General features: G+C 71.4%; 9 protein-coding genes. 8 read left to right on the top strand and 1 reads right to left on the bottom strand.

Going from position 1 to position 11,969, the window contains the following annotated elements; all coding sequences use genetic code 11:
* Nucleotides 1–7 precede the first annotated feature (7 nt).
* The 3 genes from AB8735_RS06405 to AB8735_RS06395 all read left to right on the top strand — a co-directional run bounded on the left by AB8735_RS06405 (nt 8) and on the right by AB8735_RS06395 (nt 3,221).
* On the top strand, nt 8–1,324 hold the full coding sequence (locus tag AB8735_RS06405; RefSeq protein ID WP_372405928.1) for a hypothetical protein: 1,317 nt from the start codon (nt 8–10) through the stop codon (nt 1,322–1,324).
* 45 nt (nt 1,325–1,369) lie between these two features.
* On the top strand, nt 1,370–2,266 hold the full coding sequence (locus tag AB8735_RS06400; RefSeq protein WP_372405927.1) for an esterase/lipase family protein: 897 nt from the start codon (nt 1,370–1,372) through the stop codon (nt 2,264–2,266).
* A gap of 70 nt (nt 2,267–2,336) precedes the next feature.
* On the top strand, nt 2,337–3,221 hold the full coding sequence (locus tag AB8735_RS06395) for an esterase/lipase family protein (protein WP_372405926.1): 885 nt from the start codon (nt 2,337–2,339) through the stop codon (nt 3,219–3,221).
* Between the two features lie 51 nt (nt 3,222–3,272).
* Here AB8735_RS06395 and AB8735_RS06390 read toward each other — a convergent pair whose 3' ends face one another.
* Nucleotides 3,273–4,187, bottom strand: coding sequence for a carbohydrate-binding protein (locus AB8735_RS06390; protein ID WP_344022618.1), 915 nt, complete (start codon nt 4,185–4,187; stop codon nt 3,273–3,275).
* Between the two features lie 634 nt (nt 4,188–4,821).
* Between AB8735_RS06390 and AB8735_RS06385 the strand changes: the two genes are divergently transcribed.
* The 5 genes from AB8735_RS06385 (at nt 4,822) to AB8735_RS06365 (ending at nt 11,964) form a co-directional block, all read left to right on the top strand.
* A complete protein-coding gene (locus tag AB8735_RS06385) occupies nt 4,822–6,999 on the top strand; it encodes a hypothetical protein (RefSeq protein WP_372405925.1) in 2,178 nt (725 codons plus the stop codon).
* 63 nt (nt 7,000–7,062) lie between these two features.
* The gene (gene pelF / locus AB8735_RS06380) at nt 7,063–8,577 is read left to right on the top strand and encodes a GT4 family glycosyltransferase PelF (RefSeq protein ID WP_372405922.1); all 1,515 of its coding nucleotides are present in this window, start codon (nt 7,063–7,065) and stop codon (nt 8,575–8,577) included.
* Nucleotides 8,574–10,007: a hypothetical protein gene (locus tag AB8735_RS06375; RefSeq protein WP_372405920.1), complete on the top strand. Its 1,434-nt coding sequence runs from the start codon at nt 8,574–8,576 to the stop codon at nt 10,005–10,007. The genes pelF and AB8735_RS06375 overlap by 4 nt, the downstream gene beginning before the upstream one ends.
* A gap of 107 nt (nt 10,008–10,114) precedes the next feature.
* Nucleotides 10,115–11,116, top strand: a complete 1,002-nt coding sequence (locus tag AB8735_RS06370) for an SDR family NAD(P)-dependent oxidoreductase (protein ID WP_344022623.1) — start codon at nt 10,115–10,117, stop codon at nt 11,114–11,116.
* A 134-nt stretch (nt 11,117–11,250) separates the two neighbouring features.
* On the top strand, nt 11,251–11,964 hold the full coding sequence (locus AB8735_RS06365; protein ID WP_344022625.1) for a sugar phosphate nucleotidyltransferase: 714 nt from the start codon (nt 11,251–11,253) through the stop codon (nt 11,962–11,964).
* Nucleotides 11,965–11,969: the final 5 nt, after the last annotated feature.

Raw genomic sequence — 11,969 nt, 5'->3', positions numbered from 1 at the left:
ATCGACCATGTCCAAGAGGGCCGTGCCCGGCGCGGTGGTTCTGACGGCCGGGACGGCCCTCGTCCTCGGGCTGCTGTCGGGCTGCGGTTCCGGCTCGGGCTCCGGCGGGAGCGGAGCCGGGGTTGGGGTCGGGAGGATGGACGCGGAATCTCCTTCCGTCCGCCCTTCGGCTCCCTCGCGTTCCCCTTCTTCTTCCCCTTCCTCTTCCCCTGCGCCGTCCGCGTCGAAGTCCGGTGAACCGGAGGAGAAAGGGGACGGAAAGGTCCGGGTGCTGGGTGACGGATCGACGTCCTCCACCGGCCCCCAGCCCCACCAGCCGACACCGCGGAAGCTGAAACCCGGTGAACGCCCGCCGCAGTTCGTGGTGTTCTCCTGGGACGGCGCTCTCCAGGGCGACGACGAGCAGTTCTCGCACTTCCGTGAGGTGGCCAAGGAGAACAACGCCCAGATGACGTTCTTCCTCACCGGCACCTATCTGCTGCCCAAGTCGGAGGCGTCGAAGTACCGTCCGCCGCGGCACAAGCGCGGCGAGATGGCGATCTCCTACGCAACGGACCAGCACATACGGGACACGCTGGAACAGCTGCGGGGCGCCTGGCTGGACGGCAACGAGATAGGCACGCACTTCAACGGGCACTTCTGCGGCGCCAAGGGCGGCGGCGACTGGAGCCCCGCCGAGTGGAAGAGCGAGATCGACCAGTCCTACTCCTTCGTCGAGAACTGGAAGACCAACACCGGCTACAAGGACCTCCCTCCCCTGCCCTTCGACTACAAGAAGGAACTGGCCGGCGGCCGCGCCCCCTGCCTGGAAGGCCAGAAGAACCTGCTCAAGGCCGCCAAGTCGTTCGGCTGGCGCTACGACGCCAGCTCGCCCGGCGACTTCCAGATCTGGCCGTCGAAGACCGACGGCATCTGGAACTTCCCGCTGCAACTCGTCCCCTACCCCGGGACCGAGCAGCAGGTCCTCTCGATGGACTTCAACTTCCTCTACAACCAGTCCGGTGACAGCACACAGGGCGATCCGGCGCAGTACGAGCGATGGCGCGAGCTGACCCGTACCAGCTATCTGAACGGCTTCGAGCGCGTCTACAACGGCAGCCGCGCACCGCTGTTCATCGGCAACCACTTCGAGGACTGGAACGGCGGCATCTATATGAAGGCCGTCGAGGACGTCGTGAAGTCGGTGTGCAAACGCGACGGCGTGCGCTGTGTGACCTTCAAGCAGCTCGCCGACTGGCTGGACGTCCAGGACCCCCAAGTGCTCGCGAAAATGCGCGCATTGGACCCGGCCCAGTCGCCGGACTGGAAGTCCCTGGTCAAGTAGCTCCCCATCTCATTTACCCACCCCCCCACCTTGTGAGGTACTCCCATGCTCGCGCACAAGAGACCGCTCCGGGCCCTCGCCTGCGCTGCCTCGGCACTGGCCCTGGCCGTGACGGCAGGCGCCGCCTCCGCGTCTGCGGCACCGGCCGAGGCGAAGACCGGAAAGGCCGGCAAGACCGTCACCAGCGGCTGGAACGACTGGTCCTGCAAGCCGTCCGCCGCCCACCCCAACCCCGTCGTCCTCCTCCACGGCACCTGGGAGAACCGGTGGGACAACTGGTTCGTCCTGGCGCCCACGCTGGTCAAGCAGGGCTACTGCGTCTACTCCCTCGACTACGGCCAGCTGCCCTATACGCCGGGGATCGGCGGCCAGGGGCCGATCGTCAAGTCGGCCGGTGAGGTCTCCACGTTCGTGGACAAGGTCCTCAAGTCCAGCGGCGCGAAGAAGGTGGACCTGGTCGGCCACTCCCAGGGCGGCGGCCCCCTGCCGCGCTACTACCTCAACTTCATGAACGGCGCCGCCAAGGTCGACAAGCTCGTGGGCATCGCACCCGACAACCACGGCTCGACCGCCTCGGGCCTGGCCACCCTCGGGCGCATGGTCCCCGGTGTGGGCAAGGCGATGTCGATCGCCGTCCCGGGCGTCGAGGACCAGATGGTCGGTTCCGCGTTCCTGAAGAAGCTCAACTCCAAGCCCGACACCGTGCCGGGTGTGAAGTACACGGTCATCTCGACCAAGTACGACGAGATCGCCACGCCCTGGCAGACACAGCGGCTCTCGGGCCCGAACGTGCGCAATGTCCTGGTCCAGGACCTCTGCAAGCTGGACGTCTCCGAGCACGTCGCCATCGGCACGATCGACAAGATCGCCTTCCACGAGGTGACGAACGCCCTGGACCCGGCGCACGCGACCCCCACCACCTGCGCCTCCGTCTTCAGCTGACCCTGTTTCGGCTGACCCCGTAGCCCGGCACGAAGTCCGGTCCTCCACCCCCCACTTGCGAGGTGTCCCCATGTCCGTACGCAAGAGAACCCTCCGCGTCCTCGCCGGTGCCGTCTCGGCTCTGGCACTGGCCCTGTCCTTCGGGGCGCCCTCCGCGTCGGCGGCCACGGCCGGTACGACGGCGGCCAAGACCGTCACCAGCGGCTGGAACAACTGGTCCTGCAAGCCGTCCGCGGCCCACCCCAACCCCGTCGTCCTCGCCCACGGTACGTTCGCCAACTCGTGGGACAACTGGCTCGTGGCGGCCCCGTACCTGGTCAAGCGCGGCTACTGCGTCTACTCCCTGGACTACGGGCAGGGCGGCGTGCCGCTCTTCTACGGCATCGGGCCGATCGCCAAGTCCGCCGACCAGCTCTCCGCGTTCGTGGACAAGGTGCGGCAGTCGACCGGTGCGCAGAAGGTGGACATCGTCGGTCACTCCCAGGGCGGTGGCGCCCTGCCGCGCTACTACCTCAAGTTCCTGGGCGGCGCGGCGAAGGTCGACAAGCTCGTGGGCATCGCCCCGTCCAACCACGGCACCACCGCCTCGGGCCTGTCCCGCCTCATCGACATCCTGCCGGGCGCGCGCAAGGCCGTCTCTCTCGCGATGCCGGGCGCGGAGGACCAGCTGGTGGGCTCGGAGTTCATGAAGAAGCTCAACGCCGGCGGCGACACCGTGCCCGGGGTGAAGTACACGGTCATCGCGACCAAGTACGACGAGGTGGTCACCCCGTACAAGACCCAGTTCCTGTCGGGCCCGAACGTGCGCAACATCGAGCTCCAGAACCTGTGCAAGTGGGACATCTCCGAGCACGCCGCCATCGGCACGATCGACACGATTGCCTTCCATGAGGTGGCCAACGCGCTGGACCCGGCGCACGCCACCCCCACCACCTGCGCCTCCGCCCTCAGCTGACACCCCCCGTACCGGCCCGGCCGCTTCTCCACAGCGGCCGGGCCTTGCCCGCTACTGCCGGACGGTCCAATGATCATTAGCCCCCGCCCGTACGAACTTCAGCCCCGGACACAGGAAGTCGCGCCCCTGCGGATTCGTGTCCGTCCACGGCGCCTCCGCCGGTCCCGCCGGCCGCCACGCACCGCCCTTGCGCAGCTGTATCGCCGAGCTGTCGAAGACCGTCTTCCGCGCCTCGGTGCAGTACCAGCCCACGCCCGTCGCGGGGTTGACGCTCGCATAGATCTCGAACATGTCCCACCCGTGGGAGAGCCCGCTCCGGTCCGTGCCGGAATTCCGGTAGAGCAGCTCCCACGTTCCGGTGCGCCGGTTGTAGAGGTATGCGGACCAGGTGTTGGAGGCCGCGTCGTCCCGCACGAGCTGGACGCCGTACGCCGCGGAGTACGTGGCGAGGAAGTCGGCGTCGATCCTCACCACCTTCGCGGGCCCGCCGGGGGAGCCGCACCAGTCCCAGGCCCACAGCTCGTTGCCGCTGTTCCAGTACGCCGTGACCACCTCCATGCAGGAGTTCTCCGCCTTGGTGGTGGGGGCGTAGGTGAAGTTGTCGGGGTCGGAGACCCGGTAGGAGGTGTCCACGCTGTGGGTGGCCGTGATGCCGTCGTGCGTGCCGGGCTGAGGGAAGACGCCCCACCAGTTGTGGGTGAGGTCGGCGTCGAGGCGGCGTCCTTCGGCGCGTCCCTCGGCGAAGGCGCGGACGGCCCGGTCGCGGCCGGGCGAGTGGCCCGGCGTCCGGGCGCCGGCCACCGTGCCGCGGTGCGGGGCGCGGGGGTCGGGGGCGTGACCGCCGCCGGTGTCGCCGACGGCCGGTGCGGTCCCGAGGGCCGCCGGCACGAGGAGCAGTGCCGCCACCAGAAGGGACCGGTATCTGTTCACGAAGGCGTGTGCGCGTCCGTGTGCGCGTCCGCTCATGGGACTCCTTCCGGGCCGATGCCGGGCCAATGGCCCATACCAAGCATGCGCAATGTCCATGACAACGTTGAAACCGTCAAGGGTTCCGCACCCCCGGACGCCCCGGGGGTCGCCCGCCGTACATCGAACATCTCCGGCAAATCCGACGGCCGTCATCAGGCCGATCTCGGGACGATCTCCTCGTCGCATCGGATGCGATCAAATGCACGAAAGACTGGTGTCCGGTATCGGGAGGTCCCGGCATCGGCCCAGGTCATCGGAGCCGTCGGCGGCCGGAGCGGAACGTGCCCCGCGTGCCGGGGACTTGGGCCCGGTGCGGCAGATTCCGGCCAGGCATACGTAAACATCCGCGTCCTCCTGGGCCGTGCGACCCACGGGGCGTTCAACCATGCCGCACTATATGGGCTGGGCGTTCGAGAGGCGGTTGTGCCTCCCGGGACCCCTTCGCTCCCGCGCCCGGAGACCGGGCCCGGCGGGGGACGAGTGCGGCCGGAGCGGGGAATCCGGCCGAGTGCGACCGCACAGCCGGGGGTTGATCCACCGTGCGCGCCGGGGTCCGGCCATCCCGCGCGACAGATTCCGAACGGACGCCGCAGCGCTGTGCGTTGCCGTCCCAGCAGGGGGGAGTAGCACCATGGTGCGCACCACACGTCTGCTCGCGGCATGGGCCGCCGCGGGCCTGCTCGCATTGACGCTGCCGGTCACCGGGGCCAGAGCCGACGACCCGATACCCAGGGTCGACCTGCGGGTCCTGGTCGTCGACGACGGCGGGCCCGCGACCGAGGCGATCGGCGCCGAACTCACCGCCGCCGGAACGCCGTACACCACCGTCCGCCTCGCCGACTCCGGCCGCCAGCGCATCGACGCGGCCTTCCTCAGCGACACGGTGGACGGGCGGCCGCGCGCCAAGTTCCAGGGCGTCGTGCTGCCCAACGACAATCCCTTCGGCGACGGTTCGCCGGAGATGGCGGCCCTGGCCGCGTACGAGAAACGGTTCGGCATCCGCCAGGTCGACGCCTACACCTACGCCCGGCCGGCCGTCGGCCTCAAGGCCGCCAAGGAGGAGGGCTGGAGCGGCGTCCTCGACGGGAAGGCCGCCGAGGTGACCGCCGCGGGCGCCGCCGGGCCCTTCGGCTACCTCAGGAAGAGCGTGCCCTTCGAGGACAACGATCCCGAGGTCAACGAGAGTTACGGCTACCTCTCCGCCCCGCTCGACAAGCAGAACGACGGGGCCGCCTTCACCACGTTCCTCGACGCGCCCGTCCCCGGCGGCTCCGGCCGCGGCTCGCTGATCGGCCAGTACACCCACGACGGCCGCAGCGAACTGGTCGTCACCTTCGTCGCCAACCAGTACCAGACCCAGTTCCGGCTGGTCTCCCGCGGCATCGTCGAGTGGCTGACCCAGGGCGTCCATCTGGGCGCCTCCCGCGACTACTTCGGCGTCCACGTCGACGACCTCTTCGCCTCCGACGACCGCTGGGACAGCAAGCGCAAGTGCACCCCCGGCGACGTCGACTGCCCCGGCAACCCGTCGCCCGACGCCCCGCCGATCCGCATGACGCCGGCCGACGCCCAGTACGCCAAGGACTGGTCGAAGAGTCATAACCTGCCGATCGACTTCGCCTACAACGGCGTCGGCAGCGAGGAGTACCGGGCCGCCCACGGCGGCGCCCGCGACCCGCTGCTCGACCAGTTCGTCGCCGACCAGCAGTCCTTCCGCTGGATCAACCACACCTACACGCACGCCTTCCTGGGCTGCGAGCAGAACACCAATGTCGTCCCCTGGAAGTGCGCCACCGACCTGTTCGGACGGATCCGCTGGGTCAGCGGAGCGAAGATCACCGACGAGATCGCCCGGAACCTTGGCTGGGCCGCCGCCCAGAACCTGAAGGTCGACGCGGACGAGCTGGTCACCGGTGAGCACTCCGGGCTGCGGATGCTGCCCCAGCAGCAGGACGACAACCCCGAGCTCGGCCCGTCCCTCACCCGCACCGGCGTCAAGTGGATCGCCAGCGACACCTCCCGCGAGCCGCAGCAGCGCAAGGTCGGCCCCGCCCTGACCGTCTCCCGCTTCCCGATGAACGTCTACTACAACGTCGGCAAGGCCACCGAGCAGACGGACGAGTACAACTGGCTCTACACCAAGAAGGCCGACGGCGGCAGCGGCATCTGCGAGAACTCCAAGGTCACCACCTGCCTCAAGGCCCCGCTCGATGTGAGGACCGGCTTCAACTCCTACATCGCGCCGCTGGAGTCCCGGATCGCCCTGAGCCATGTGCTCTCCAACGACCCGCGCCCGCACTTCATGCACCAGTCCAACCTCGCCGAGGAGCGGATCGGCTACAGCATCCTGGAGAAGGTTCTCGCCGACCACACCGCGCTCTTCGCCGACAACACGCCGCTGGTCAACCTCCGTATGCGCGACGTCGGCAGCGAGCTCGCCAAGCGCGGCGCCTGGAACGCCGCCGTCGGCGCCGGCAAGGTCACCGCGTACCGCATCGGCACCGCCGTCACCGTCACCGCGCCCGCCGGGACCGACGCGCCCCTGACGCTGCCGACCGGCACGACCCAGGTCAAGAGCGGCAGTTCCGAGACGTTCGGCAGCCCCTACGCCGGGGAGCAGTCCGGCTGGGCCCTGCCCGCCGCCGGGGAGAGCAGCACCGTCTTCGCCCTGCCGTCCGGTGCCGCCCCTGCCACCCCGCACGCCAAGGGCGCGGCCGCCCGCGTCCAGGCCGCCGCGTCCGCCCTGCCCGTGCCCTACGGCGCCGGCCACCGCATCCCGTTCGGCGCCGGGAACACCGCCAAGCGCTGAACCGCCCGCAAGTTCCGTGCGCACCACACACCACACCGTCTCCCACGAAGAAACCGAGTCTCCATGCACGGACCCCTTGCCGCACCCGCGGCGGACGCCCCATCGGTGACCCTGCTCACCGAGGGGACCTACCCCCACAGCCACGGCGGGGTGAGCGTCTGGTGCGACCAACTGGTGCAGGGCATGCCCGACATCAGCTTCCGGATCATCGCCGTCACCGGCACCGGCCGGGAAGAGCTCGCCTGGCAACTCCCGCACCATGTCAAGGGCGTGGACACCCTCCCGCTGTGGGGCCCCGCCCCGGCCGGCCGCGCACCCCGCGGCCGTCACCTGCGCGCCTTCCTGACCTGCTACGAACAGTTCCTGCTCGCCCTCCTCGACCCGCGGCACGAGCACGACTTCGCCCGCACCTTCTACCGGCTCGCCGACCACGCCGCCGAGGGCACCCTGATCCCCGCCCTGCGCGGCGAGGCCGCCGTGCGCACCCTGGCCCGGCTGTGGAAGCGGCCCTCGCTGGCCACGGCCGGGTCCCGCCCCACCCTGCGCGACGCCCTGACCGCCACCGACCTGCTCGAACACGCCCTGCGCCCGCTCGCCGCGAACGCCCCCGCCGAGGGCATCACCCACGCGGTCAGCGGGGGCCTGGCCGCCGTCCCGGGACTGCTCGCCCACCACCGGCACGGCACCCCGCTGCTCCTCACCGAGCACGGCATCTATCTGCGCGAGCGCTACCTGGGCTTCCGCACCGAGCCCTACCGCTGGCCCGTCAAGGCCCTGATGCTGGGCCTCTTCCGGCTCCTCGCCGAGGAGACCTACCGGGTGGCCGCCCTCGTCACCCCCGGCAACCGCTACAACCGGCGCTGGGAGGAGCACGGCGGCACCCCGCCCGACCGCATCCGCACCGTCTACAACGGCGTCGACCCCGCCGCCTTCCCGCCCGCCGGGCCGGAGCCCGGCGTGCCGACCCTCAGCTGGGCCGGGCGCGTCGACCCCATCAAGGGGCTGGAGACGCTCATCCGCGCCTTCGCCCTGGTCCGCGAGGAGATACCCGAGGCGCGCCTGCGGCTCTTCGGCGGCACCCCGCGCGGCGGCGAGGGCTACCGGACCGCCTGCGAGAACCTGGCCGCCGAACTGGGCGCGGCCGACGCCGTCACCTTCGAGGGACGCGTCGAGGACATCCGCGACGCCTACGCCGCCGGCAATGTGGTGATGCTCTCCAGCATCAGCGAGGGCTTCCCCTTCACCCTCATCGAGGCCATGTCCTGCGGCCGTGCCACCGTCTCCACCGACGTCGGCGGCGTCAGAGAGGCCGTCGGCGACACCGGGCTCGTCGTACCGCCCCGCGACCCGCGGAGCATGGCCGACGCCGCCCTGAAGCTGCTGAAGGACGACCGGCTCCGCGCCGACATGGGGGAGAAGGCGCGGCTGCGGGTCATCGAACAGTTCACCCTGCGGCAGACCATCAGCGCCTTCCGGGAGATCTACCACGACCTGGCCGGCACCCGGCGCGCCGCCGAAGCGCCCATATCCGTGCGGGAGATGCCCGCGATGGCCCTGGCCGCGGGCGGTGCCGGATGAGCGGCCCGCTGCGGCTGGTGCCGCCCGACCCCGAAGCCGTCCACGAGCTGCCCGCCGCCCGGCCGCCGGGGAACGCCGCCGCCGTCGGCGAGCTCGCCCGCGAGCTCGCCGAGGTGTGCGCGGCGGCCGTCCACCCCGACGAGATCGCCGCCGTCCTGGAGGCCGACGGCCTCACCAGTGAGCAGATAGCGGGGCGTTACGGACTCCGTGACTCCTTCGAGCTCGCCGCCGCGCTCTACGACCGGGTCCCGCGCGGGTATCCCGAACCCCCGCCCGCCCCCGACCCCTGGCGGGTCAAACCCGGTCTGGTGCTGCTGCGTTCGCTGGTCTTCACCCTGCCCGGCCTCGGCTACGCCCTGGGCGCGCCCCTGATGTCCGGCGGCCGCGGCCCCGCCGGGCTGCCGCAGGGCACCGCCGCCCTCGTCGCCGCCGCGCTGACCGCCTGGGCCTGGAACCAGGGCCTCGCCCACCGGGCCTATCTGCGCCTGGCGTCCGGCGGGCGGGCCGCCGCCGGGCGCTGCCTGCGCACCGGCGCCCCGCTGGGCGGGCTGCTGGCCACCGCCGCGGCGGTGGTGTGCGGCGGGCCCGCGGGGGCGGTCGCGTTCGCCGTCGGGCAGGCGCTCTACCTCTCGGCGGCCACCGTGCTGTTGGTGCTCGGCCGCGAACGGCTGCTCCTGTACACGCTGTTGCCCGTCGCCGCCGGGGGAGGGGCCGCCCTCGTCACCGATCCGCCGCGGGCCCTGGCCGCCGGGCTGCTGCTGGCCACGCTCGCCGGGGTGCTCGCGACGGCCTCGTACCAGTGCGTCCTGGCCTGGCGCGAGAAGTCCGCCGCGGGCGCGCCGGACCTGTCGCCGCTCGCCTCGCTGCCCTACGGCCTGTTCGGCCTGGGCTGCGGGGTCCTGACGGCGGTCGCCGCCCTCGGCGACGTCCTGCGGCACGGCGCCGACGCCGCGCCCGCCGGACCCGCCGTCATCGCGCTCACCCTGAGCATGGGCGCCGCCGAGTGGCTGCTCTACCGCTTCCGCAGCCGGGCCCTCAAGGCCCTCGGCCATACCGCCACGACCGCCGGACTGCTCGCCGGCATCGCCCGCGTCCTGGGCGGCTGTCTGGCCGCCTACCTCGCCGCGCTCGCCGTCCTGGCGCTGGCCGCCGACGCGGTCTGGCCGGGCGGGGCGATGCCCACGGTCCTGCACACCGCGGGCCTGCTGGCCCTCGGCGCCGTGCTGTGGACCGGCCTGCTGCTCCAGGCGTACGGCGTCGCGTGGCCGCCCGCGCTCCTGTGTCTTGTGGCCGGTGCGGCGGAGGCGGCGGCGCTCGCCGTACGGCTCCCCTCGCCGGCCGCCGTCCAGCTCACCGTCTGCGCCGGGACGACGGCGGCCCTGGTGGCCGCCGCCACCGCGCTCCTCGGCCGGATCACCGCGCACCGCTGATCCGGCGCCCACCGTACGTCCCGCTCCCGTTGTCCGCCCGCACACCCCGCGCACCCCGCACACCCCGCGCACGTCCCGTACATCCCGTACGTCCAAGGAGATCCCGCATGCCCGCCACCACGACCGTCGCCGTCACCGGCGCCGAGGGGTTCATCGGCTCGCACCTGACCGAGGCCCTCGTCGCCGACGGCCACCGGGTCCGCGCCATGGTCCAGTACAACTCCTTCTCCTCCTACGGATGGCTGGAGACCCTCCCGGCGGATGTGCTCGACTCCGTCGAGATCGTCCTCGGCGACGTCCGCGACCCCGGCTCCGTCCAGGACCTCGTCAAGGGCGCCGGGACCGTCTACCATCTGGCCGCCCTGATCGCGATCCCCTACTCGTACCGGGCCCCGCACAGCTATGTGGAGACCAACGTCACCGGCACCCTCAACATCCTCGAAGCCGTACGCCACCTGGGCATCCCGCGCCTCGTCCACACCTCCACCAGCGAGACCTACGGCACCGCGCAGACCGTGCCGATCGGCGAGGACCACCCCATCAACACCCAGTCCCCGTACGCGGCTTCGAAGGCCGGCGGCGACCGCCTCGCCGACAGCTACCACGCCAGCTTCGGCCTGCCCGTCGTCACCCTGCGGCCCTTCAACACCTTCGGCCCCCGCCAGTCCATGCGCGCCGTCATCCCCACCGTCATCGGACAGGTCGCCGCCGGGGAACGCACCATCACCCTCGGCGACCTCCGCCCCACCCGTGACTTCAGCTATGTCAAGGACACGGTGGCCGCCTTCCGCGCCGTGGGCACCGCACCCGCCGAACGCGTCGTCGGCCGCACCTTCAACTCCGGCACGGGGCAGGAGATTTCGGTCGGCGACCTGGTGACCGTCATCGGCAAGCTCATGGGCGCCGAGCTGGAGATCCGCTCCGACACCGACCGTGTCCGCCCCGCGGCCTCCGAGGTCATGCGCCTGGTCTGCGACGCCTCCCGGCTGCGCGCCGCCACCGGCTGGGCGCCCGCCCACACCCTGGAGGAAGGACTCGCGGCCACCGTCGCCTTCTTCCGCGACCCGGCCAACCTCGCCCGCTACAAGACCGGCATCTACAACGTCTGACCCGCCGCACGTCCGATCCGCCGCACGTCCGATCCGCTGCGCCACCCGATCCGCTGCGCCACCCGATCCGTCGCGCCATCCGATCCGTCGCGCGCCATCCGACCCGCAGATCGTTCCGAAGAGAGGAACGTCCCATGCACGCAGTCATCCTCGCCGGAGGAAAGGGCATCCGGCTGCGCCCCTACACCACCGCCCTGCCCAAGCCCCTCGTGCCCATCGGCGACCAGCACGCCATCCTGGAGATCGTGATGCGCCAGCTGGCCGGCGCCGGATTCACCAGCTGCACCCTGGCCATCGGCCACCTCGGCCACATCATCCGCGCCTACGTCGGCGACGGCTCCCAGTGGGGCCTCGAGGTCGACTACACCACCGAGGAGAGCCCGCTCGGCACCATGGGCCCGCTGCTCACCATGGCCGACCGGCTGCCGGAGACCTTCCTGGTGATGAACGGGGACGTGCTCACCGACCTCGACTTCGCCGACGTCCTGCGCTCCCACCGCGGCTCCGGCGCCCCGCTGACCATCGCCACCTACCCCCGTCAGGTCAGCATCGACTTCGGGGTCCTGACCACCGAGGCCGGCCGCGTCACCGGCTTCACCGAGAAGCCCAGCATGGACTACCGCGTCTCCATGGGCGTCTACGGCGTCACCCGCGACGCGCTCGCCCGCTACACCCCCGGGCTCCCGCTCGGCTTCGACGAGCTCGTCCTCGACCTGCTCGCCGCCGGAACCCCGCCCAACGCCTATGAGTTCGGCGGATACTGGCTCGACATAGGACGCCCCGACGACTACGACCGCGCCAACGCGGAGTTCTCCCACCGCCGCGACCTGCTGATCAAGGGAGCGTGACCGGC

The sequence above is a fragment of the Streptomyces luteireticuli genome (assembly GCF_041519305.1).
Lineage (GTDB): Bacteria > Actinomycetota > Actinomycetes > Streptomycetales > Streptomycetaceae > Streptomyces > Streptomyces luteireticuli.
Note: the sequence above shows the minus strand (reverse complement) of the source record. Positions and strands in the feature narration are given on the sequence as shown.